At 68.0% G+C, this 22,341-nt stretch carries 18 protein-coding genes and 1 pseudogene; 10 read left to right on the top strand and 9 right to left on the bottom strand.

The genetic code is table 11. The features are described 5' to 3' along the window. Window positions 1-109: 109 nt before the first annotated feature. Window positions 110-1,126, top strand: coding sequence for an aldo/keto reductase (locus ASF53_RS04205; protein ID WP_056194328.1), 1,017 nt, complete (start codon window positions 110-112; stop codon window positions 1,124-1,126). 169 nt (window positions 1,127-1,295) lie between these two features. After that, a pseudogene (locus tag ASF53_RS24670) lies at window positions 1,296-1,975 on the top strand (IS5 family transposase); the annotation flags it as partial. A gap of 153 nt (window positions 1,976-2,128) precedes the next feature. On the opposite strand, the gene ASF53_RS04190 reads toward ASF53_RS24670, so the two are convergent. The 6 genes from ASF53_RS04190 to ASF53_RS04165 all read right to left on the bottom strand — a co-directional run bounded on the left by ASF53_RS04190 (window position 2,129) and on the right by ASF53_RS04165 (window position 9,211). After that, window positions 2,129-2,737 (bottom strand): hypothetical protein, encoded by a 609-nt coding sequence (locus ASF53_RS04190; protein WP_056194322.1) that lies wholly within the window; start codon window positions 2,735-2,737, stop codon window positions 2,129-2,131. A gap of 608 nt (window positions 2,738-3,345) precedes the next feature. Next, on the bottom strand, window positions 3,346-4,722 hold the full coding sequence (gene eat / locus ASF53_RS04185; protein WP_056194319.1) for an ethanolamine permease: 1,377 nt from the start codon (window positions 4,720-4,722) through the stop codon (window positions 3,346-3,348). 101 nt (window positions 4,723-4,823) lie between these two features. Continuing rightward, entirely contained in the window at window positions 4,824-5,330 is a 507-nt protein-coding gene (locus ASF53_RS04180; protein ID WP_056194315.1) for a hypothetical protein, read from the bottom strand. Between the two features lie 17 nt (window positions 5,331-5,347). Next, window positions 5,348-5,833 carry a TolC family protein gene (locus ASF53_RS04175; RefSeq protein ID WP_056194312.1) on the bottom strand — a complete coding sequence of 162 codons (486 nt, stop codon included), beginning with the start codon at window positions 5,831-5,833 and terminating at the stop codon, window positions 5,348-5,350. A gap of 144 nt (window positions 5,834-5,977) precedes the next feature. Next, window positions 5,978-7,516: a chromosome partitioning protein ParA gene (locus tag ASF53_RS04170; protein ID WP_286134113.1), complete on the bottom strand. Its 1,539-nt coding sequence runs from the start codon at window positions 7,514-7,516 to the stop codon at window positions 5,978-5,980. A gap of 510 nt (window positions 7,517-8,026) precedes the next feature. Continuing rightward, window positions 8,027-9,211, bottom strand: a complete 1,185-nt coding sequence (locus ASF53_RS04165; RefSeq protein ID WP_056194307.1) for a ceramide glucosyltransferase — start codon at window positions 9,209-9,211, stop codon at window positions 8,027-8,029. A gap of 115 nt (window positions 9,212-9,326) precedes the next feature. Between ASF53_RS04165 and ASF53_RS04160 the strand changes: the two genes are divergently transcribed. The 4 genes from ASF53_RS04160 to ASF53_RS04145 all read left to right on the top strand — a co-directional run bounded on the left by ASF53_RS04160 (window position 9,327) and on the right by ASF53_RS04145 (window position 13,526). Further along, complete coding sequence (locus tag ASF53_RS04160) at window positions 9,327-10,223, top strand: histone deacetylase family protein (protein ID WP_056194304.1); 897 nt, start codon at window positions 9,327-9,329, stop codon at window positions 10,221-10,223. A 62-nt stretch (window positions 10,224-10,285) separates the two neighbouring features. Further along, window positions 10,286-10,717, top strand: coding sequence for a DUF1810 domain-containing protein (locus ASF53_RS04155; RefSeq protein WP_056194299.1), 432 nt, complete (start codon window positions 10,286-10,288; stop codon window positions 10,715-10,717). A 471-nt stretch (window positions 10,718-11,188) separates the two neighbouring features. Next, entirely contained in the window at window positions 11,189-12,031 is an 843-nt protein-coding gene (locus tag ASF53_RS04150) for an ATP-grasp domain-containing protein (protein WP_286134111.1), read from the top strand. A gap of 184 nt (window positions 12,032-12,215) precedes the next feature. Then, window positions 12,216-13,526 (top strand): GNAT family N-acetyltransferase, encoded by a 1,311-nt coding sequence (locus tag ASF53_RS04145; protein ID WP_056194296.1) that lies wholly within the window; start codon window positions 12,216-12,218, stop codon window positions 13,524-13,526. A 19-nt stretch (window positions 13,527-13,545) separates the two neighbouring features. Here ASF53_RS04145 and tsaA read toward each other — a convergent pair whose 3' ends face one another. Beyond that, the gene (gene tsaA / locus ASF53_RS04140; RefSeq protein ID WP_056194292.1) at window positions 13,546-14,052 is read right to left on the bottom strand and encodes a tRNA (N6-threonylcarbamoyladenosine(37)-N6)-methyltransferase TrmO; all 507 of its coding nucleotides are present in this window, start codon (window positions 14,050-14,052) and stop codon (window positions 13,546-13,548) included. Window positions 14,053-14,200: 148 nt separating this feature from the next. Here tsaA and ASF53_RS04135 point away from each other — a divergent pair, with 148 nt between their 5' ends. Next, window positions 14,201-15,688 (top strand): AMP nucleosidase, encoded by a 1,488-nt coding sequence (locus ASF53_RS04135; RefSeq protein ID WP_056194290.1) that lies wholly within the window; start codon window positions 14,201-14,203, stop codon window positions 15,686-15,688. 127 nt (window positions 15,689-15,815) lie between these two features. Here the strand turns inward: ASF53_RS04135 and ASF53_RS04130 are convergent, their stop codons facing one another. Beyond that, window positions 15,816-17,513, bottom strand: a complete 1,698-nt coding sequence (locus tag ASF53_RS04130; RefSeq protein WP_056194287.1) for a methyl-accepting chemotaxis protein — start codon at window positions 17,511-17,513, stop codon at window positions 15,816-15,818. A 128-nt stretch (window positions 17,514-17,641) separates the two neighbouring features. After that, a complete protein-coding gene (locus tag ASF53_RS04125; protein ID WP_056194284.1) occupies window positions 17,642-20,137 on the bottom strand; it encodes a PBP1A family penicillin-binding protein in 2,496 nt (831 codons plus the stop codon). A gap of 285 nt (window positions 20,138-20,422) precedes the next feature. Here ASF53_RS04125 and ASF53_RS24665 point away from each other — a divergent pair, with 285 nt between their 5' ends. The 3 genes from ASF53_RS24665 to ASF53_RS26495 all read left to right on the top strand — a co-directional run bounded on the left by ASF53_RS24665 (window position 20,423) and on the right by ASF53_RS26495 (window position 22,274). Further along, window positions 20,423-20,803 carry a VOC family protein gene (locus tag ASF53_RS24665; RefSeq protein WP_082482292.1) on the top strand — a complete coding sequence of 127 codons (381 nt, stop codon included), beginning with the start codon at window positions 20,423-20,425 and terminating at the stop codon, window positions 20,801-20,803. 119 nt (window positions 20,804-20,922) lie between these two features. Next, on the top strand, window positions 20,923-22,152 hold the full coding sequence (locus tag ASF53_RS04120; protein WP_056194279.1) for an MFS transporter: 1,230 nt from the start codon (window positions 20,923-20,925) through the stop codon (window positions 22,150-22,152). Then, window positions 22,149-22,274 carry a hypothetical protein gene (locus tag ASF53_RS26495; protein ID WP_286134110.1) on the top strand — a complete coding sequence of 42 codons (126 nt, stop codon included), beginning with the start codon at window positions 22,149-22,151 and terminating at the stop codon, window positions 22,272-22,274. The genes ASF53_RS04120 and ASF53_RS26495 overlap by 4 nt, the downstream gene beginning before the upstream one ends. Window positions 22,275-22,341 lie beyond the last annotated feature (67 nt).

The raw sequence follows: 22,341 nt of genomic DNA, 5'->3' as shown, positions 1-22,341 counted from the left end.
TGGGAATGCGGCCCTGAGAGGATCGGGCAAGGGCTTGAGAGGATCGGCCGTGCGCGCGACGCCGCGGACGCCGTATCAGGGGGCGTCCCTTCCAGACGGAGATCTCTCCATGCGCCTACGCCCCCTCGGCCGGAGCGGCCTGTTCGTGTCCGAACTCTGCCTCGGCACCATGACTTTCGGCGGAAGCGACGGTTTCTGGGGCCAGATCGGCCGGCTCGGTCAGGACGAGGCCGACACCCTCGTGAAGACCGCATTCGACGCCGGCATCAACTTCATCGACACCGCCAATGTCTACGCGGGCGGGATGAGCGAGCGCATCCTCGGCCAGTCGCTCAAAAATCTCGGCATCCCCCGCGACGACGTGGTGATCGCCACCAAGGTGCTGGGTCCGATGGGCGAGGGGCCCAATGCCCGCGGCGCCTCGCGCGGGCACATCCTCAGCCAGTGCAAGGCGAGCCTCGCCCGGCTCGGCCTCGACCATATCGACCTCTACCAGATCCACGGCTTCGATCCGGCGACCCCGATCGTCGAGACGCTGGAGGCGCTCGACACCCTCGTGCGCCACGGCCATGTCCGCTACCTCGGCCTGTCGAACTGGGCGGCGTGGCAGGTGATGAAGGCGGTGGGCATCGCCGAGATGCGCCGGCTCGCGCCCCTCGTCTCGCTTCAGGCCTATTACACCCTGGTCGGGCGCGATCTGGAGCGCGAGATCGCGCCGATGCTGACCGCCGAGGGCGTGGGGCTGATGGTGTGGAGCCCGCTCGCCGGCGGCTATCTCTCGGGCAAGTATGACGGCGAGGGCGCGGCGGCGGACGGGCGGCGCACCACCTTCGATTTCCCGCCGGTCGATCGGACGCGCGGCGCCGTCGCCCTGGACGCCATGCGGTCGATCGCTGAGGCGAAAGGGTGCCGCGTGGCGCAGGTGGCCCTCGCGTGGCTCCTACACCGGGATGTGGTCACCAGCGTCATCGTCGGCGCCAAGCGCATCGGGCAGCTTGAGGACAATATCGGCGCCACGCGTGTACGGCTCAATGCCGACGACCTCGCCCGGCTCGACGCGGCGACCCGCCTACCGCCGGAATATCCCGGCTGGATGCTGGAGCGGCAGGGCGCTTACCGCGCGTGATCGAGAGCATCGCCCCGAAAGCCGGCAGCCACCTTTCAGGACGATGCACTAGGCCGCGTGGACTCTTGGTGTTCACGCGTTGAGTAAGCCGTGATTCAAAGCTGTCTTTTGGAGGACAGCCTTGAGCGTTCAGGATCGCCTTGTTCTCAGCGACGCGCAGTGGGAGCGGATGGCGCCGCTGATCATCGGTCGTCCCGATCAGCGTGGCTCGACCGGGCGCGATAACCGCATGTTCGTCGAAGGCGTTTTGTGGCTCGTGCGCACCGGCTCGCCCTGGCGCGATCTGCCTGAGGCGTTCTGCGAGTGGAACAGCGTGTTCCGCCGCTTCAGCCGCTGGAGCCGGAAGGGCGTGTGGTGGCGCATCTTCGCGGCGATGTCGGACGATCCCGACTTCGAGTATCTGATTGTGGATTCCACCATTGTGCGCGCCCACCAACATGCGGCGGGCGCGAAAAAAGGGGGGCTGGAGATCGCCCCTTGTCCGAGCCAGGGCCGGATCAGGCGCTCGGCCGCTCACGTGGCGGCCTGAGCACCAAGATCCATCTGGCAGTGCGCGGGCTCGGCTGCCCGGTGCGTTTTACCCTCACAGCCGGCCAGAAAGGCGAGGCACCGCAGGCCGAGATGCTGCTGAAGGACCTACCGGCCAACGTGATCTTGGCTGATGCCGCCTACGACAGCGACCGGTTGCGCAAGCTCGCCTCCGATAAGGGCGCAAAGGCCGTGATCCCGAACAATCCCTCGCGCGCCAGGAAGTACGATCTCGACAAGACGCTCTACCAAGAGCGCCATCTGGTCGAGTGCTGCTTTGCCAAGCTCAAGCAGTTCCGCCGCGTCGCCACCCGATACGAGAAGACCGCGCGCAACTATGCTGCCGTCGTCACGCTGGCCGCCATCGTCCTATGGCTCCGGTAAATGTCCACACGCCCTAGCGGTCGGTGAGTGGTAGCGGTAGGCCGACCAGCACCCGTTAACTGTGAAAGATAATTTTCGCCTGCCGACCGATCAGGGCACCCTTGGTGTCTCTTGGTCCGGGAGGGTTATTGCTGCCCCGTCCTGGAACAGGATGGTTCGCAAGCGTTCTCGCCCCAGCACCCGGCCGAGTTCCCGGAACGCAAAATAGGGGATCAGAGCCACGGCCATGATGAGGCCGACCGACGCGACCCCACGGGCCCCCCCACCGCCGATGACTGGCACGCTCCCAGCCAACGTCTTCCCATGCCAGAGACCAAACGCCATCTTCTCGATGGCATAGGCACATACCAGGAGTGCTGCAAATACGAAGGATCGGGCAAGGATTGGAAAGATCAACGGTCGTCCTCGGAAGATGGGGAGCATATCTAGGCTCTCGCCCACGAGCATAACCTTCGCCAAGATCCAGGCATTGATGAAAGCCAGCCCGTAAAACCCATACCCCATGCCATGGCGCGACAGCACGATGTGTTCGTGCAGGATGAGAAGCCCGAAGACGACCCAGAGATAGGCGAAGATGCCGAGGATCCGCTTGACCTCTGTGAGGAGCCAGCGCCCAATCCGGTGAGTCCAGCCATCAGCATGGTCGGCAGGCTTTGAAGGTGCGGTCATCGGGGTAGATGTAGAGGGAGGCTGGGGCATCGACGGATCGTATCAGTAACGTCGCTCCATGCGTCGGTCGTGCCGATCCATCCTCCTTTCCTGCCTATTCACCTGTCGGTCCATCCGTCTGTCGTGGCGGTCCATCCGCCGGTCATTGCGACGCTGCATTCCAAGGGTCTGGGTCTGGATGACCAGCCCGTCAGCTACGCCAGACGCTTCGATCGCAAGCCGAGAATTGCTGAGTAGAGCAGACTGGGCTCCACTTCCGAGACCGAGGGCAAGTGCCGAAGCAATAAAGAGCCTCGCAAGGTCCAGATACGACATAGCCCTATCCTTGGTCTCGTCGTGGCCGCCGGAACTGGCACGCCTCCTCCATTATTGCGGCTTCATCACGCACTGCTTGATCAGGTGGGCCAAGCTGATCGGAATGCAGGAGCTGCATGACAGATCGCCAGCGAACGTCCGTTTCAGCGAAACCGCCGAGATTGGTCGGATGGCTGAAATGGGCGCAAGGCGGAACCTCCGCTTGCGGGCGGCGAGCCAATCTCCGCTTTCCAGCACATCCGGACCTTCGGCGGAAGCGGGTCAAATGTCCGCAAGGGGTCGAATGCGGCCCCTCGTATGGTCAAGCTAGTTGAATCTTGAACCTAGATCGCCGGATCGAAGGCGGAAATCGTCGCCGGCGCTGCGGGCTTGGCCACGAGCCGCACCAGCAGTACGGCGATGCCCATGATGGCTGCGAAGATCGCGAAGATCAGTGGGTTGTAGACGATGAGCGCCCCGAGGCAGACCACGGCCATGACGAGCGCGAAGGCCGGCGCGTAGGGATAGAGCGGCGCGCGGTAGGGCCGAGCGAGATCCGGCTCGCTGGCGCGAAGGCGGAACAGCGCGGCCATGCTCATGACGTACATGGTGAGCGCGCCGAACACCGCCATCGTCACGATGCCGGCGGTGAGGGACTGCCCGGCGACGCTGATCAGGCTGTCGCTGTAGATCGCGGCGATGCCGACGATGCCGCCCGCCAGCGTCGCGATGTGCGGGGTCTGGAAGCGCGGATGCACCCGCGCGAACAGGGCGGGCAGGAAGCCGGCGCGGGCGAGCGCGAAGATCTGGCGGGCATAGCCCATGATGATGCCGTGGAACGAGGCGACGAGGCCGAACAGGCCGAGCCAGACCAGCATGTGCAGCCAGCCGCTCGACTCGCCCACCACCCGCTTCATCGCCTGGGGCAGGGGATCGTTGAGGTCGGACAGGCTCTTCCAGTCCCCGGCGGCCCCGGCGAACAGCATAACCCCGAAGGCGAGGGCGGTGAGCGTCAGCACGCCGGTGATGTAGGCGATAGGGATGGTGCGCTTGGGGTCCTTCGCTTCCTCCGCGGCCATGGCCACGCCCTCGATGGCGAGGAAGAACCAGATCGCGAAGGGGATCGCGGCGAAGATGCCGCCGATGGCCGCCGGACCGAACGTGTCTGCTCCGGCCCAGCCGCCGTCCGTGAAGTTGTCGAGGCGGAAGGCCGGGGCGACGACGCCCATGAAGACCAGAAGCTCGGCCACCGCCAGCACGGTGACGAACAGCTCGAAGGTGGCGGCGATGCGCACGCCGACGATGTTGAGGCCCATGAACAGCAGATAGGCGCCGAGCGCCGCGTGCTTCGGGTCGAGGCTCGGATACTGGACGTTGAGATAGGCGCCGATGGCAAGCGCGATCGCGGGCGGCGCGAACACGAACTCGATCAGCGTCGCGTAGCCGGCCAGTGCCGCCCCCGTGGGCCCGAAGGCACGCAGGGCATAGGCGAAGGGGCCGCCCGCCTGCGGGATCGCGGTGGTGAGTTCGGTGAAGCTGAAGATGAAGGCGACATACATCGCGGCCACGCCCAGCGTGGTGACGAGAAAGCCGAGGGTGCCGGCCTGCGCCCAGCCGTAGCTCCACCCGAAATACTCGCCCGAGATCACGAGCCCGACGGCGATGCCCCAGAGATGGAAGGCATTGAGGCTCTTGTCGAGCGTGGTCGAAGGCGTCGGCATCGTGCAACTCCGCAGTCCCGGCCTAAACGGCTTCGGCGCGAGAGGCGGCGTCCGAGCGAGGGCTTGGTGCTTGGGGCCTGGGCCAAGCAAGAGCGTTGCCGCTACTCGGGCGAGGGGCGCTGGCCGGCGGGATCGAAGGGGATTGGGGCGATCCGTCCTGTGACCGGATGCGCGCTCAGCTCGACGTTGAAGGTCTTGTAGATGAAGGCGAGCAGCTCCTCCGCCGCGCGGGCGCGCGTCTCGGACGAGGCCGCCGCCGCTTTCGCCTCATGATAGCGACGCGACAGGGTCTCCTTTTCCGACAGCGCCGTTCGTAGGGCCATCTTCGTCGCGGTGATCGTCAGCCGGCACTCGTTGATTTCGTTCATCAGCGCCGATCGTTCCGATTGCCACCGGACGCGCTCCTGCTGGACGCTCTGAATCAGGTTCAGCGCCTGCGGCTCGATCATCTCCTTCCAGCGCTGCAAGTCATGGATCGTGTCCGCGGCTTGCTTCACCAGGCCCACTGCGTCGTCGTGCCTGACCTCGACGTCGAACAGGGCCCATTCGGAGGGCTGGACCGGCGGTCCGCTCTCGCTGGCGATTGGATATGGGCTGTCGAGGTCCATCGGAACGCGTTCACGCCTTACGGCGCGTCCTGTCCGCTGTCGCCGGTCTCCGCCGGGACGGCCTTGTTCTTCGAACCGAAGGCCGTGAACACGGCGTCATAGATGCGGACCAGCCAGGTTTCCGCCTCCTTGGCCCGCGCCTCGGCGCGGCGGGCGCGGTCCTCGGCCTGGCTCAGCAGGACTTGGTTCGAGGCGAGCGTCTTCTGAAGCTGCCGCACCTCGTCCTCAGCTTGGGTAATGACGCTTCGCAGCTGGTTCTCGAGATCGACGGCGCGCTCTTCGCTGATCCGGATCGCTTCGGCGGCCTCCTGCACGAGGTCGATCGCGGAGACCCAGTCGCGTGGCGGCAGGGAGGCGGCGCCCCCGTCGGAGGCGGAATCGGAGGTGGCTGGCGAGAAGTTGATGATCTTGTCTCCCGGTCGCGTCACATTGGCCTGCCAAGCCCGCATGAGAATGGAATTGCCGGAGGAAGGGGCGGCGTCTTTCACGGCCTGTTCTGACATTCAAACATCCTCCCGAATCTTCTTTGCCGTGAAACGGCGAACTAGAGCGCATTCCGACGAAATGGTGACTGGTTCGTCGAAAGAATGCACGTCAGAATAAGGGCCTAGAGACACCGGCCTGATGCCATCAGGTCGGATGCGGCTCTAGGCCGACTTGCCCGTGGAGCTGAACGGACGAACGTTGCTCACCGCGTCGGCCGCGGCCTGCGCGGTTTCTTCGTCGAGCTCGTCGTTCACCTGCTCCCGCCACGGGCGGCCCGAGCGTTTCAGGGCATCGTGCTGCTTCTGCAGCGTGACCCGGCTTTCGCGCGCGATGTCGAGGGCGCCTTGCAGCAACGCGCGCTCCGAGCGCTCGTTCTGCAGTTCTTCCATCAATCTTCGATTGGAGGCTTCGAGATCGGCGCGGGCGGCTTCGTGCCGGTGGGTCAGGTGCTCGATGCGATCGTTGAGAACCGCGTTGCGGTTCGTCGTCTGCTCGATCGCCGCATCCTTGGCCGCGAGCGCCTTGTTGAGCATGTCGCAACGGCTGTCGAGTTCGCCGCGGATGCGCTGGATTTCCAGGAACCGCTCGGTCTGACGCGACAGGTCGGCTTGCAGGGCTTCGAGGCGGCGTTCCAGCGTGCTGCGCGCGATGGTCGCTTCCTTGAAGTTGCGATCGACCGAACGGAATTCCTCGTCCTTGTCCCGCAACTGGTTGCGGGCCTGCACCAGCAGCTGCTCCGTCGAGGTCGCCCGGTTCAGGGCGGCTTCGAGCTTCATCGCGAGGCTGGCGCGATCGTTTCGGAGCGCGGATAGCTCGGTTTCGTGCTGGGCCTCGTTGCGCTCCCTCACGGAGATTTCGGTCGCGAGCTGGGTCTCGACGATGCGCAGGCGCTGCCGGTCGGCTTCCGCCGTGGTCGTCAGGTCGCGATGGCGGGCATCGAGATCGGCGAGCTGCGTCGCCTGCTCCTCGCTCAGAAGCTGGAGCCGGCGTCCGTCGACCTCCAGCAGGCTGTTTCTTTCGCGGACGTTGTTCAACTCGTGCTCGGAACGCGCCAGGGCGCTGTCGGCGGCCTGCGCTTCCTGCCGCAGCGCCCGGCTCTCGCTCGTCAGCGCCTTGTTCTGCTCGACCTCCGAAAAGAGCTGGCGCTCCAGATTCTCGATCGCCGACACCTTGTCGCGCAGATCGATCTGATGCGCCTCGACCGCCGCATCGCGCTCGCGCAGGCTTTCCAGGGTTCGCTTCGCGTGAACCTGGGAATCCGCCAGCTCGCTGTTCATCCGCGACAGCTTGGTGGAGAGATCGGCCACCTCGTCGCGCAGGCTGCCGTTGGCGCTGACCTCCTGCGTCAGCGTGTTCTCAAGCTCGGCGATCCGCACGCTGGCCTTGGACAGCTCGCTGCTGATGCTCGCCAGCGGCTGCAGGATCAGCACGAAATCGTCTTGGAGGCTTCGCAGGTCGTCCAGGCGGCCGACCATGGCGTCGATCCGCTGCCGGACGACCTCGTCCCGCTGGCCGATGGCATCGAGGTTGGTCGGAGCGGGTTCGGGGGCCGAGCGGGCGCGTCTGCCGCCCTCCATCAGGTCGGGGACGACGGCCTTCGGCAGCCGCGGCGAGGGGGGCGGCTCCGGGTTGCGCGACCGTTGTTCCGCGTCTCGGTCGCGTGAGGCGGATGACGTCGGCAGCACGTTTCGGAACGGCATCCAAGCCATCGCGGTGTGTTTTCCCATGACCACACGACGAATTCGCGTGCTTACTGCTTTTTTAACAGATTTGCCGCGCAACGCGAGTCGCCAGCCCCTTTGGCAACAGGCTTCTTTCTGATCAAGCGAGCATCAAACTTTTGATAATTAAAGGGTGATGACCGAATATTTTATAGTATATCCTGGTTTTATTGCTGTGTTTTCGCCAGCAATGTGCTGAATTGAGAAGACTTGCCTCATAGGGCGTCGGGTTGTGGCTGACCGTGATCGAGATGGCCGTGAGGTTGCGCGGGTTTCTGTGGCTTGGATGATCCGGCCGAAAACGCATCGGCGAAGTACGCTGCGACATGGATCGAAGCGATACTCGCGGAATTCGCTCAACGGGAAGGGCGCCTCACGATCACAGCCGTAGGCCGTGGCCGGATCGGGCGCAGCCGCGCGCCACCGAAAACCGCGTCACGTCGGCGCGGAGGCTGGTCCCGGCCCCGACCCCCCTGAGGGCCGTCGCGGTCAGGCCGCGCTCGGCCCCGTTCCCAGCGCGGACGCGTCGCGGGTGCGGATGTCCATGGCATTGCCGCGCCAGACGATGGCGGTGCGGGCCCAGGCGCTCGCCCAGATCGCCGGCAACAGGGCGTCGCGGACGAGGAGGGCTGCGAGCATCCGCGGCGAGCGGTGCCAGCCGGCGCGCGCGGCCAGCGCAATCTCCGCCCCGTACCAGAGGGCGCCGGCGCCGAAGAGCCAGAGCGTGGCCTCGACGCTTCCCGCCACGAGACCGGTCAGCACCAGCGGCAGCAGGGCGCCGATGCCGATCTCGGGGGCGAAGAACAGCGGGAAGGTGACCCGCCGCAGCCGTGCCCAGCGCACCTGCCGCGACCAGACCTCCGACAGGGCGCGGTGCCCGAGCGGCTGCTGGAAGGGCGAGGCGACGAGATGCACCCGCTTGCCCGCCGCGCGCACGAGCTTGGTCGCGGCGGCGTCCTCGGCGATCTCGGCGTTCAAGGCGCGGATGCCGCCCTGCGCTTCGAGGAAGGGCTTGTTCCAGAGCATGCTCTTGCCCTGGGCAAAGCCGAGGCCCAGCGCCTCGCCGGCATATTGCCAGCGGGCCTGCAGGGTGTTGAGGAAGGCGCATTCCACTTCGGCGAAGAAGTTCTCCGGCCGTGCGCCGATCGGCGTCGAGCAGACGAGGCCGCTGCCGGGCCGCCACGCCGCCTGCATCTGCTGGATGTAGTCGGGCGGCATCAGGACGTTGGAATCGGCGAGGATCACCCAGTCATGCCGGGCGGCGTCCCAGCCGCGCACGCAGTTATTGAGCTTCGGGTTGCCGCCGATGCGCTCGTCGCCGAGGATCAGCCGCGACGGGATCTGCGGGTGCGCCGCCCGCATCCGCGCCAGCAGCGGCAGGATCGGGTCGCCGGCCTCCGCCAAGCAGAAGATCAACTCGTAGGCCGGGTAGTCGAGCCGGAAGCTCGCGAGCAGCGTCTCCTCGCTGAACGCTTCCAGGCCGCGCAGGGGCCGCACCACCGAGACGGGGGCGCCCGCGGGGAAGGCGGACGGCTGGCTCTCGTCGTGGTTCTTGTCGCGACTTTTGCGCCCGATGCGCAGGGCCGCCACCGCGAGGCTCGCGAGGTTGACGGCGACGAGAACCGCGCAGAGCGCGAGGGCGGCGAGCGCGCCGCTCTCCGGCAGGGCGATCATGCGCGGCGTCTCCCGTCGAGGGTATTTTCGGGCGCGACGGCGCGTCCCATCACGCCCCTAGCAGCGCGGCCTTATCAGGCGTGTGACACTTCAAACGCCGTCCCAGGCCGTCCCCTTGATCCCGATCGTGTTCCACCCGGCCTACGAGGCCGAATTGCCAGAGGGCCACCGCTTTCCGATGCGCAAATACGGCCGGCTCGCCGAAACCCTGCGCGCCCGCGGCCTGGTGCCGGACGGCTTCGTGACTCCGGAGCCCGCCGACGCGGCGCTGCTGTCGGGCGCGCACGATCCGGCCTATGTCGCCGCGGTGCTGGCCGCGCAGGTGCCGCGGGCCATCGAGCGGGCGATCGGCCTGCCGGTGACGGAGGCGGTCGCCGCCCGCGCCTGCGCCTCGGCCGGGGGGACGCTGCGCGCCGCGCGCCTTGCGCTGGCCCACGGACTCGCCGGCAGCACGGCCGGCGGCAGCCACCACGCCCGGCGGGCCGGCGGGGCGGGTTTCTGCGTGTTCAACGACGTGGCGGTGGCCGCCCTCGCCCTGAGAGGCGAGGGCGCGATCACCCGCGCGCTGATCGTCGATCTCGACGTGCACCAGGGCGACGGCACCGCCGATTGCCTCGCCCGCGAGCCCGACCTGTTCACGCTCTCGATCCACTGCGAGCGCAACTACCCGCACGACAAGGTGCCGGGCGATCTCGATATCGGCCTGCCCGACGGGCTCGACGATGCGGACTATCGCGCGGTGCTGGAGGCGCGCCTGCCCGCGCTGGTCCAGAACTTCGCGCCGGATCTGATCTTCTACAATGCCGGCGTCGATCCGCACCGCGACGACCGGCTCGGCCGCCTCTGCCTCACCGATGCGGGCTTGCTCGCCCGTGATCGATATGTTGTCGGCCTCGCGCGGGCGCAGCGGATTCCGCTCTGCGCCGTGATCGGCGGCGGCTATGGCAGCGACGTGGACGCCCTGGCCGCGCGCCATGCCCTCGTCTTCGAGGCGATGGCCGCCGCTGCCTGAGGAACGCCGGTCCGCGCCCCCGGTTTGCCCAGCCACGCAGACGACGCCACAGGACAGAGACGATGCCGGACGACGCGTTCGACCTGAACCGCTTCGTGGATGCACAGGACGGCCTCTACGAGGATGCGCTCGCGGAATTGCGGAACGGGCGCAAGCAGAGCCACTGGATGTGGTTCATCTTCCCCCAGATCGCCGGGCTCGGCTCCAGTGCGATGGCAAGGCGCTATGCAATCCGCTCGCTGGACGAGGCGCGGGCCTATCTCGCCCACCCCTTGGTCGGCGAACGGCTGCGGACCTGCACGCGGACCGCGAATGCCTGGGAGAACCGCTCGGCCCACGCCCTGTTCGGCGCGCCCGACGACATGAAGTTCCGCTCCTCCATGACGCTGTTCGCGCAGGCCGCTCCGGACGATCCGGACTTCGCCCAGGCGCTCGCAACGTTTTTCGAGGGACGGCCCGACCCGCTGACCCTGGAGAAGCTGAAGCAGCGCTGAGCCGGGGTCGTCGCCCGGCCGCTCGTAGAATTCGGCCAGGTCCGGAAGCGGAAATTGGGGTCTAATCCGATTTTTCCGGACCGCCCATCAGTATAGAGGTATTATAAAAAGTTGAATGTGCTGACGATTGGTTGTTGACGGTAGAATGCTCGTAAACATAGATGTTTCAAGATCGCCGATCGAAGATCAAACATTATTCCGTTCTCTGAGCGTTCGTGGATTGGTCGGACATGAGGCATTATGATGAAGCGCGCGCTTGTCTTAGCCAATGGCCCGCGCATCCAATACCGAGTTTTGCGATGTGCAGGCGAATGCTTCGATGAAGTCTACGTTCTGGGTGCAAATGATGCATATCTTTTGAAGCGCTCGCGGTTTTGCAAGAGATTTATTGATTTCACGGGAGATTTTGCTTATATTCGGCCGTCGGATCTTGCTGATATTCGCCGGCTCTGTGCCGTCCACAAGATCGATATGGTGCTCCCAAGTTGCAGCCGGACGACGCGTCTCCTGGCGGCCCACGGCGCCGAGATCGGGGCGCCGTACTATCCCGTGCCGGATCAGGACACCTTCGACGCCCTCGACGACAAGTGGCGCTTTGCCGGCGTCTGCGCCGACCTCGATCTTCCCGTCCCGCTGACGCGGCGGTTCGCGACGATGGCGGAACTGCGCCGCGACCCGGATTTTGCCCGCTTCGGATTTCCCCTGATCCTGAAGCCGGCGGCCATGTCGGGCGGCTACGGCGTGCGGCGGATCGATTCCGCCGAAGAGCTTCCCGAGCATCTCGATTACGCACCGATCATCTGTCAGGCTTACGTGCCCGGCGAGGAGTTGAGCGCGTTCTACCTGTGTGAAGCCGGAAAGATCTTCGCGTCTTTCTCCTATCGCCGGACCCTCACCAAGCTGGAGGAGATCCGCGTTCCGGACATCGATGCCCATGCCAGCCGGCTCGTCGCGCATTTCCGCTACGACGGGGTGATCGGGTTCGATATCCGGCGCCGGCCCGATGGCGAGATCGCCTTCATCGAGTGCAACCCGCGCTTCTGGTACCACATGGAGGTGGCGATGCTGGCGGGGCTGAACTTCGTCACCCTCGGCTGCCGCCTGCGTGAGGAGGAGGGCGGACCCGCCGATACCGACACGCTGAAGATCCGTTCGCCCCGCCGCCTGTGTGGCAACCTGCTCACGCCCTGGCGCCTGAACCGCGCCGAGCGGGCCTATCTCCGCTACATCGTCCGCGATCCGGCGATCTCGGGCTGGGCGGCGTTCCAGAGCGCGATCGGCCGCTACCGTCTCGCCGGCGGACAGCTCCTGTGAGATCCGCTGGAGATCGGCGTCGCGTCCGGCCGGGGCCGGCCTGCGCATCGGGATATCCCCCGCATAAGCGCGTGCTTCGCGCGCAGCTTTGCTGTCGTTCTCAGTCCGCAGAGATGACGACCGCGTCAGCCGGCCCGCGAATGCAGGGCCGGCGGCGCAACGAGACCGAGGAGAGGGGCCGTCCATGGATTCGAGCGGCGACTTCGCGAGCCTGCCTCCGGCCGAGCCGGCGCCCCCGGCTTTGGTGCCCGATGCGGTCTCGCAGCGGCCGGCTTTTTCCGTCGAAGTCGCGACCGCGCCGCGCTTTCGCTCCCTTGCCGCGGAATGGCGCCGGCTGGTCCGACGCTGCGCCGAGCCGAACGTGTTCATGGAGCCCGCCGTCGCGGGTGCGATGTACACGGCGACCGAGACGCCGCTGCATGTTCTGCTCGCCTGGTCCCGCCGCAGCGGGGAAGAGGCCGCGCTGGTCGGCGTCTGGCTCCTCGTGATCGGTCGGCCCTCGTCGCGCCTGCCGATCCGGACGCTCGAAGCCCCGTGCAACTCGCTGACCTTCCTCGGCTCGCCGGTGCTCGATCGCGACCATGCGGTCGAGGCCCTGGCGGCGATGCTCGATGCCGTCGCCGAGCACCCCACCCTCCCGAAGCTGATCTGCGCCAACCAGATCGCGATGGACGGGGCGGTCTACGCCGCCCTCGCCGCCGCCGCCGGCCGGTGCGGTTTCCGGATCGTCGAGATCGAGCGCCGGCAGCGCGCCCGGCTCGATGCGCCGGTCGCGGGACAGGCAGCACCCGCCGCGTCCGGCTCCGCGAAGCGGCGTGCGGAGTTGCGGCGGCACCGCAAGCGGCTCGCGGAGCAGGGCGAGTTGCGCCACGTCAGCCTCCGAAAGCCGGAGGAGGTCAGCGCGGCGTTCCAGGAATTTCTCGATCTGGAGGCCGCGGGCTGGAAGGGCCGCAAAAGCCGGCGCGGACGGGCGATCCGCAACGCGCCGCCGCTCTGCGCCTTCGCCCAGTCGATGATCGCGGGCTTGGCGCGGGACGGCTGTGCCGGGGTCGAGACCCTGCGCCTCGACGGCCGGACCATCGCGATGAACATCTGGCTGCGATCCGGCCGCACGGCCTTCGGCTGGAAGATGACGTATGACGAGACTTACGCGAAATGGGGGCCCGGCTCGCTGCTGATGGAGGCGTTGACCGAGACGGCGTTTGCCGACGGGACCATCGACACCATCGATTCCTGCAACCGGGACACCTCGGCGGCGCTGGCGCAGATCTGGCCGGACCGCCGGGAGATCGCGGATCTCCTGATCGACGTCGCCCCCGGCGGCTCGGTACGCGGCCGGCTGGCGGCCCTGTCGGAGACGTGGTTCCGGCATGGCCGCACCGTCGCCCGCCGGACCTACAAGACTCACGTCAAGCCGGTCTATTTGCGCGCCCTGGCCCGGTTGACCGCGCAGCCGAGAACCGGAGCGGGGCCGCAGGGGAAGACGGACGGGTAGCAGGTCCGATCCGGCCGGATCAGGGCGCTGCCGGCGTCTCCGTGCCGGCGCGATCGACCCGCGCCTCCGGCCGGCTGTCGGTCGAGGCGAAATAGGGCTTGATGTCGAGCAGCGGCGTGCCGTCGATGCAATCGAGCCCGCGCACGCGAACGGTGCCGTCGGCGATGTCGAGCCGCTCGACCACGGACAGGGCGATGGGGTTGGGTCGCGCCGGCGAGCGCAGCGAGAAGGTGCCGCGGCTGCCCGGCGCGTGGCGCGGCTGCTGGCGCACGAGGTCGCGGGCGGCCCGGTCCATCCAGTAGAGCACGATCAGGTGGGTGGCGCCCTCCAGGTTCTGGAGTGCGGGCCGGTAGGCGGCATCGACTTCGAGGGTGCAGACCGCGTCCGTCTGCGTGCCGTTTTTCGGGCACTCACCCCGGTTCTGCCACGGCGTACGCACCCGGCCGATGAAGTAGAGTCCGGCATCGTAATCGGCGGGCAGCGGAATCGCCTCCTCGCCGGGGCGCCGATCGATATCCTCGTTCATCCGGACTCGCTTCCCCGTTTGGCGATGCAGGCCTTGTCGCCCCGGTCTGCCGCCACCGCAAGCTGGGCCGATCCTGTGCAAGACAAGGCTCTTGCTCGTCTCGCTGCCAACAGCGGTGTAGACGTCTTGGGGTCAGCGGGGAGAGCACATGGTCATCGACGAGTTGCGGCCGATGGAGGCCGTCGCCGACGCAGAGACGGCGGTGGATCGGCTCGAGGCGCTGCACGCGGGCGCGACCCAGGCGCTCCAGGCGGCCCTGGCGCGCTATCTCGAACACCGCATCCCGCCGGACGCGACCGAGCGGCTCCAGTTCCGCTATCCGGAACTGCGCCTGACCTACCAGCCCGCGGGGCCGCTGCCGCGGCTCAACCGGGCCACCGCCAAGTTCCAGGCGCCCGGCCTCTACGCCACCACGGTGACGCAGCCCGGCTATTTCCGTGCCTATCTCCTGGAGCAGTTGCGGCCGCTCGTGCATGATTACGGCGCCAGCATCGAGGTCGGCCTGTCGGGCCAGGAGATTCCCTACCCTTACATCGTCGAGCCCGGCACCGATCTCGGCGGCAGCGGCGTCAGCACCAGCGATCTCGCCACCCTGTTCCCGACGCCGCTCCTCTCGGTGGTGGGCGACGAGGTCGCCGACGGCCTGTGGCTGGAAAATGCCGGCGATCCGCGCCCGCTCGCTTTGTTCGACGGGGTGCGCACCGATTACTCCCTGCGCCGGCTGGTGCATTACACCGGCTCGGATTGGCGCGAGATCCAGCCCTGGATCCTGCTCACCAACTATCACCGCTACGTCGATGGCTTCGTCCGCCACGGGCTGGAGCGTCTGGCGGCAGGGGAGGGGGAGCGGCTGGTGCTGCCCGGCGGGATCGTGGTCGAGCAGGCCGATGCCGCCTCGGCCGATCCGGCGGCGCTGATCGCCGCTTCGCCCTGGCACAAGTACCAGATGCCGGCCTACCATCTCGTCGGCCGCGGGCCGGACGGGGCGCCTCAGGGCACGACGCTGGTCAATATCGGCGTCGGCCCCTCCAACGCCAAGACGATCACCGACCATCTCGCGGTGCTGCGCCCGCATTGCTGGCTGATGGTCGGGCATTGCGGCGGATTGCGTCAGTCGCAGACCATCGGCGACTACGTGCTCGCTCACGGATATCTGCGCCGCGACCGCATCCTCGACGACCTCGTGCCGCCGGAGATTCCGGTGCCGGCTTTGGCCGAGGTGCAGATCGCCCTGCAAGCGGCGGCGGCCGCCGTCACCGGGGAGCGGGCCGACGCCCTGAAGCAGCGCCTGCGCACCGGCACGGTCGTGACCTACGACGATCGCAACTGGGAGCTTCGCTTCAGCCAGGAGCGGCGGCGCATCAACCTCTCGCGGGCGATCGCGGTGGACATGGAGAGCGGCACCATCGCCGCGCAGGGCTATCGCCTGCGGGTGCCCTACGGGACCTTGCTCTGCGTTTCCGACAAGCCGCTGCACGGCGAGATCAAGCTGCCGGGTGCGGCCAACGCCTTCTACGAGCGGGCGGTGGCCGAGCATCTCAAGATCGGGCTCGCCACACTCGATACGCTACGCGCCGACCGGGCCGGCCTGCACTCGCGCAAGCTCCGCAGCTTCGACGAGCCGCCGTTCCGATAACGGTCGGGGGTTTCGAAAGGACGAGTCCTTTCGCGGGTCCAGGGCTGAGCCCTGGTTGAAGGGAAGCCGGGGCTCTGCCCCGGCACCCCGCCAAAGGGATGATCCCTTTGGGATCTCTCGCTGGGGCCTACGCCGCCCGCACCGTGGCGAGGAACTGCGAGACCTGGGCGCGCAGGGCCTCGGACTGGCGCGACAGCTCGCCCGCGGCGCCGAGCACTTGGCTAGCCGCCGCACCCGTCTCCTCGGCGGCGTTGGCCACCCCCACGATGTTGCCCGTCACCTGCGACGTGCCGGACGAGGCCTGGGTGACGTTGCGGACGATCTCCTGCGTTGCCGCGCCCTGCTGCTCCACCGCTGCCGCGATGGCGGTCGCCGTCGTATCGATGTCGCGGATGCGGCCGGCGATGTCGCCGATCGCCGCGACCGCCTGACCGGTCACGCCCTGGATCTGGCCGATCTGCGCCGAGATCTCCCCGGTCGCCCGGGCGGTCTGGTTGGCCAGTTCCTTGACCTCGGCGGCGACCACCGCGAAGCCGCGGCCGGCCTCGCCGGCTCGGGCGGCCTCGATGGTGGCGTTCAGCGCCAGAAGGTTGGTCTGTCCGGCGATGGAGGAGATCAGGCCGACCACATCGCCGATGCGGCCCATGGCGGAGTTCAGTTCCTGCACGAGATGCGCGGTCCGGTCCGATTGCGTGACGGCGGCCTGCGCCAGATCGGTGGAGCCCGCCACTTGCCGGCCGATCTCGGCGACCGAGCTGCCGAGTTCCTCCGCGGCGGAGGCCACGGTGTTGACGTTGGTCGCGGCCTCTTCCGCGGCCGCCGCGACGGTGGTCGCCTGGGTGGCGGTCTCGGCGGCCGTCGCGGTCATGGTCGATGCGGTGGCCTGAAGCTCGGTCGCCGAGGACGAGACCATGCCGACGATGCCGCCCACGGCCGTCTCGAAGCGGTCGGCCAGCTCGATCATCGTGCGCCTGCGCTCGTCGGCGGCCGCCTCGTCGGCGATGCGACGCAGTTCGGCCTGCTCGGTGGCCTTCTGCGCCACCATTTCCCGAATGCCTTCGACGGCGCGGCCGACCGCGCCGATCTCGTCGCCCCGCTTCGCCTCCGCGATGCTGGCGTCGATGTCACCCTGCGCCATCCGCCGCAGCACCGTCACCAGACGGCCGAGGGGGCGAACGATGCCGAAGACGACGATGAGGCCCGCCAGCAAGAGGGCGACCAGCAGGGCCAGGGCGGACCCCGCCATGAGGACGTTCGTCGCGAAACGGGCATTCTCGAAGACCGCCTGTTTCTCGGCCTGCATTTCGCTGCCGACGCGATCGATGCGGGACTGCACCTGCTCGCGAAGCTTGGCGCGCGCGGGCGATGCCTCCTGCTGCGCGATCTTCATCGCGGCGGCGGGCTCGTTCCTCAGACCCAGTTCGGTCGAGCGCGCCAGGATGTTGAAGAATGTCTTCGCCGATTCGCGAAGCGCTTCGTTGGCGGCGCGACGCTCCGAATCGCCCGCGAGCTCGATCAACTTGTCGAGTGACGCATAGGTCGCGGCAATCGACGCATCATGGCGGGTCTTGTAGGCCGCCATCTTCTCGTTGGCGGTTTCGATGATGATGTTGCGGTTCTGGATCGTCGCTTCGGTGATGTTGACTTGCGCCTTGAGGATATGTTCCTGCCGCGCGGCCTGCACGTCGGTGACGCTTTGTGTTTGACTGGCGATGCTGTCCAGCGAATGCTTGGCGTAGACGATCGACCCGACCGACGTGACGGTGAGTAGTATGAGTGGGATCGATACCTTGAGGGCGATCCGCGTGTTATCGACGATTTTCACGGTGTCTGCCTCGGAAGCGGAAACTTCACCATGCTGTATTTTGATCTACATTAATTTTCGATTGCAGACGTTGCACTTTCGTTCGCGCTCGCAGAAAATTCGTTGGGGATTGTCAAGGCCGAGGTGAGTCAGCGCTCGCGCTGCCACAGCCCGGCGCGCTCGGCGCGCGCCTGATCCTCGGCCTCGACGAGATCGCTCGGCGCGTCCTCGGCGGCCCGCGCCCCACCCGCTGTCACGATCAGCGAGGCGAGGTCGTCGCCGTCCAGGCGGCAGCGCGAGGAGGCCGGATCGCCCGAGCAGATGATCTCCCGGCGGCGCAGGTAGCGTGCGAGTTGGCGGGCGAGCGCGCCGCCCTCGCCGACCACGCCGAGCAGCCGCACCCTGCGACCGCGGATCGTCAGCGTGCCGGTATCGACCACCTCGGGCACGCCGCGGACTTCGCCTGTTGCCGACGCGCTCGGGGCGGGGGCCGGCGCCACGGCGCTGGCCGGGGCCGGCTCAGCCCGTGCCGCGGAGGGGGCCGGGCGCTTTCGTCCCTTCAGCACCTTCTGCGCCCGCTCCACGAAGTCGTGGAAGACGCGGGCCGGGATGTCGCCGCCGGTGACCTTGTTCATCGGCGTGTTGTCGTCATTGCCGACCCAGACGCCGACGATCATGTCCGGGGTCAGCCCGACGAACCACGCGTCGCGATAGTCCTGGCTGGTGCCGGTCTTGCCGCCGACCGCGAGACCGTTGACCCGCGCGGCCTTGCCAGTGCCGGATTCCACCACCGCCTGAAGCGAGTCGAGCATCATCGACTGGACCTGCGCGTCCATCGCCGCGCCGGGCTTCGGCGCGGGGCGCTGATAGAGCGGCTGCGGCGTGTTCCCCCGGAGCGCGCGGACGAGATAGGGCTCCACCGGCACGCCGGAGCCGAGCACGCCGGCATAGGCGCGGGTCATCTCGAGGAGCGAGACGTCGGCCGAGCCCAGAGCGAGGCTCGGCACCTCGGGCAGGTCCGACTGCACCCCGAGGCGGCGGGCCTCGGCGACGATCGCGGGCAGGCCGACCTCCTCGCCGAGCTGCGCCGCGATGGTGTTGACCGAGAGCGCGAAGGCCGTGCGCAGGGGCAGGGCGCCGCGGAAGCGGTTGTTGGAGTTCTGCGGCTCCCACTCGCCGATCTGGGTCGGGCGGTCCACGAGCACGCTGTCGGGGAAGAAGCCTTTGCCGTAGGCGGCCAGATACACGAACAGCTTGAACAGCGAGCCGGCCTGCCGCTTAGCCTGGGTCGCGCGGTTGAACTGGCTGTCCTCGTAGTCGCGGCCCCCCACCATGGCGAGGATCGCCCCATCGGGCGCCATCGCCACGAGCGCGCCCTGGCCGACCTTCTTCTTGCCGCCCTCGCTGTCGAGGCGGCGGGCGAGCACGCCTTCGGCGAGACTCTGGAGTTCGAGGTTGAGGGTCGAGCGCACGGTGACGTCGCCGGCCGCCTCGGTCAGCCGCTTCAAATCGCCCGACACCGCGTCGAGGAAGTAATTGGTGCCCGGCGGCGTCTCGGGCGGCGTGTGCAGGGTGAGCTTTTCCGCCCGCGCCTTGTCGGCCTCGGTCTGGCTGATCGCGCCGGTCTCGACCATGGCCTGGAGCACGAGGTCCGCCCGCTCCTTGGCGCCGCCGAAATTGCGGGTCGGGGCGAGCTGGGAGGGCGCGCGGACGAGGCCGGCCAGCATCGCCGCCTCCGGCAGGGTCAGACCGGCGGCCCCGTGCCCGAAATAGCGCCGCGCCGCCGCGTCCGCGCCATAGGCGCCGGCGCCGAAGTAGGCGGTGTTGAGGTAGCCGACGAGGATCTCGGGCTTCGTCAGCGTGCTCTCCAGGCGCAGCGCCAGGAAGGCTTCCTGGATCTTGCGCTTGAGCGTCTTTTCCTGGGTGAGCGAGGTGAGCCGGGCATACTGCTGGGTGATGGTCGAGCCGCCTTCGCGCACGCCGCCGCCGGTCGCGTTGCGCCAGACGGCGCGGGCCATGCCGCGCAGGTCGATGCCCCAATGGCTGTAGAAGCGCCGGTCCTCGATCGCGACGATCGCCTGGGCGAGCCGGGGCGGCAGGGTCTTCTCGGTCAGCCGCTCGCCCTGGAACGCGCCACGGGTGGCAAACGCGCGTCCGCTCTCGGACTCGACCACGAGGGCGCGCTGGTTGGCCTCCGGGGCCACCCCGCCGAGCGGCGGCAGGGAGGCGAAGGCGGCCAAGACGTATCCGGCCAGGATCACCAGCGGCAGGCCGATCACGACGGCCAATCCGATCACCCAGGGCCGACGGCGGCGGGGCGCGCGCGCGGAGGGCGGGGTGAAGGCTTGGCTCTGCGTGTCCGGCCGGTCCACCGGGGCTGCGACGGGCGCGGCCGGTGCGGCGTGCGGCCCGTTCGAGCGGAGGCGGTCCGCTTTGCGCGCGAAGACCGGCTTCGCCCCCTTCGCGGCTCCCTTGGCTGCATCCCTGGCGGCGGCGGCTCCGCTGCGCCAGGCGCTGCGTCCCGCGCTCCCGGCAAGGCGGCCGAGCTGGCGCGCGAGCAAGGCGGCCGCTCGCGCGGCTTCGCGCGCGGCGGCCCGCGTCTCGGTCCCGTCCTCGCCCGGCCTGTCCGGTCCCTGCGCCGTCATCGCGAACCGTTCGCCGCCTGCCGGAAATCATGCGTCATGAGGCGGACCTTAGCGGAGCGGAGGCCGGCAAGGCTACGCGCCCGAAGGGGGGCGCGAAGAAGGGCGCCGAGAAGTGGCCCCGGCGACACGCTCGGGCACTGCCCCTCGCTGCCGTCGCATGATCCGGTCGGCGGCCGGGGCTCGGATCGAAAACCGATCAGCTTGACCCTGCTGAGGGCTGGAAAGCCGGTATGCCCTTTGCAATCGCTGTTAGGGCTATTGTCCGCTCCATAAGGGTCTCAGTTCGTGTCCGACGCATCCTCGGCAGCCCTGCCCACCGGCCTCCGCCCTTTTGTCCCTGCGGCAGACTTCGAGAAATCCAAGCGTTTCTATGAAGGATTGGGATTCTCGATCGAGTTCGAGGATGGCAGAGTGGCCGTCATGTGTGACGGGCAAGCCCATTTCATCCTTCAGAATTTCCATGAGAAAGGGCTTGCGGAAAATCTGATGCTTCAACTGGTTGTTCCCGATGCTGAAGCTTGGTGGGCAGAGCGTCAACCAGAACAACTCGCGCAGACATTTGGCCTTCGCGATCCCCAGCCACCCGCGATGCCGCCTTGGGGGCGCAAGGTCAGTTACATCACCGACCCGTCCGGCGTTCTCTGGCACATCGCCGAGCTGGGGTGAGGTCCGCAACGAGTCGAAACTGGCCCTGCCGAGGGCCGAGCGGATCGAGGTTTGACCCGCGTTCGGCAGAACCCGGAACGCGGACTATAACCCCGGCCGGCTTTCCCGGATCTACGACCTTGACCTCCCCTCCGCTTCTCCGCCGGCCCTCTCCCTGGATCGCGCTCGCCTGCGGCGCGGTCATCGTGACGATTGCCCTGGGCCTGCGCCAGGGGTTCGGCCTGTTCATGCGGCCGGTGGAGTTGGATCTCGGCGTCGGGCGCGAGAGCTTCGGCCTTGCCATGGCGGTGCAGAACCTGATCTTCGGGCTCGCCCAGCCCTTCGTCGGGGCGCTGGCGGACCGGTACGGGCCCGGACGCGTCGCGGCGGGCGGCGGCCTGCTCTACGCCTTCGGCCTCGCGCTGGCGGCCTTCGTGTCCTCGGCCTTCGGCCTCACCGTCACGCTCGGCTTCCTGCTCGGGCTGGCCATGACCGGCGTCACCTTCGTCGTCGTGCTCGGCGCGGTCGTGCCGCTGATGCCGGCCGGGCGCCGGGGCGCGGCTGCGGGCATCGTCACGGCGGGCGGTTCGGTCGGGCAGTTCCTGCTCGTGCCGATGACCCAGATCGCGGTGGACGGACTCGGTTGGCGCGGGGCGCTGCTCGTCGGCGCAGGGCTGGCCGCCCTGATGGTGCCGCTCGCCCTCGGCATCGCCCGGAAGGCCGCGCCCGCCGCGGCGCGGACGGCCGCCACCGCCGACGCGATCCCGCTCGGCGCCGCCCTGCGGCAGGCGGCGGGCCATCGCGGCTACTGGCTTCTCAATGCCGGCTTCTTCGTCTGCGGTTTCCACATCGCCTTCGTCGCGACCCACCTGCCGGCCGTGTTGAGCGATGCCGGCCTCGATCCGGGGATCGGCGCCCGCGCGCTGGCCCTGATCGGCCTGTTCAACATCCTCGGCTCCTACGCCTTCGGCGTCGCCGCGGACCGGCTGCGCAAGAAATACGTGCTGTCGTGGATCTACTTCGCCCGCGCGGTGGTGATGACTTTGTTCATCGTCCTGCCCTTCACCCCGCTCACTGCGACTTTGTTCGCCTGCGCCATCGGCTTTCTGTGGCTCAGCACCGTCCCGCTGACGAGCGGCCTCGTCGGGCAGATTTTTGGCGTGCGCTATCTTTCGACGCTGTTCGGCATCGTCTTCATGAGCCATCAGGTTGGCGCCTTCTTCGGCGCGTGGGGCGCGGGTTTCATCTTCACCCAGACCGGTTCCTACGACGCGGCCTGGGCCCTCTCCATCGGCATCGCGGTCCTGGCCGGTCTCCTCAACCTGCCGATCCGCGATGTGCCCCTGGCGCAGCGGGCGAGGCCGGTATGAGCGTTCGGGACGAACTCGTCGTCCTCGCCTTTCTCGGCGCGCTGACCCTGGCCGGCGCGCTTCTCTGGGCCCGCGAGGGGGTGGGGCTCTGGCTGCGCGCTGCCCTTCCCCTCTGCTTCTAAGCCGGGCCCCGACTCACCGCGCGATGGCGCGGATGAAGTAGACGAGCGCCGTGAAGGCGAGGAGGCT

Origin of the sequence: Methylobacterium sp. Leaf123 (assembly GCF_001423405.1) — a bacterium.
Classification (GTDB): Bacteria; Pseudomonadota; Alphaproteobacteria; order Rhizobiales; family Beijerinckiaceae; genus Methylobacterium.
The sequence above is the reverse complement of the archived record's forward strand: the minus strand, read 5'-3'. Positions and strand labels throughout refer to the sequence as shown.

What these genes read in the sequence shown, in the direction of transcription:
- ASF53_RS04155 (WP_056194299.1), top strand. Translation starts at nt 10,286, where the DNA reads ATGCCGGACGACGCGTTCGACCTGAACCGCTTCGTGGATGCACAGGAC.
- ASF53_RS04175 (WP_056194312.1), bottom strand. Translation starts at nt 5,833, where the DNA reads ATGTCAGAACAGGCCGTGAAAGACGCCGCCCCTTCCTCCGGCAATTCC.
- ASF53_RS04145 (WP_056194296.1), top strand. Translation starts at nt 12,216, where the DNA reads ATGGATTCGAGCGGCGACTTCGCGAGCCTGCCTCCGGCCGAGCCGGCG.
- ASF53_RS04135 (WP_056194290.1), top strand. Translation starts at nt 14,201, where the DNA reads ATGGTCATCGACGAGTTGCGGCCGATGGAGGCCGTCGCCGACGCAGAG.
- tsaA (WP_056194292.1), bottom strand. Translation starts at nt 14,052, where the DNA reads ATGAACGAGGATATCGATCGGCGCCCCGGCGAGGAGGCGATTCCGCTG.
- ASF53_RS26495 (WP_286134110.1), top strand. Translation starts at nt 22,149, where the DNA reads ATGAGCGTTCGGGACGAACTCGTCGTCCTCGCCTTTCTCGGCGCGCTG.
- eat (WP_056194319.1), bottom strand. Translation starts at nt 4,722, where the DNA reads ATGCCGACGCCTTCGACCACGCTCGACAAGAGCCTCAATGCCTTCCAT.
- ASF53_RS04190 (WP_056194322.1), bottom strand. Translation starts at nt 2,737, where the DNA reads ATGCCCCAGCCTCCCTCTACATCTACCCCGATGACCGCACCTTCAAAG.
- ASF53_RS04150 (WP_286134111.1), top strand. Translation starts at nt 11,189, where the DNA reads ATGGTGCTCCCAAGTTGCAGCCGGACGACGCGTCTCCTGGCGGCCCAC.
- ASF53_RS04205 (WP_056194328.1), top strand. Translation starts at nt 110, where the DNA reads ATGCGCCTACGCCCCCTCGGCCGGAGCGGCCTGTTCGTGTCCGAACTC.
- ASF53_RS04125 (WP_056194284.1), bottom strand. Translation starts at nt 20,137, where the DNA reads ATGACGGCGCAGGGACCGGACAGGCCGGGCGAGGACGGGACCGAGACG.
- ASF53_RS04165 (WP_056194307.1), bottom strand. Translation starts at nt 9,211, where the DNA reads ATGATCGCCCTGCCGGAGAGCGGCGCGCTCGCCGCCCTCGCGCTCTGC.
- ASF53_RS04180 (WP_056194315.1), bottom strand. Translation starts at nt 5,330, where the DNA reads ATGGACCTCGACAGCCCATATCCAATCGCCAGCGAGAGCGGACCGCCG.
- ASF53_RS04170 (WP_286134113.1), bottom strand. Translation starts at nt 7,516, where the DNA reads ATGCCGTTCCGAAACGTGCTGCCGACGTCATCCGCCTCACGCGACCGA.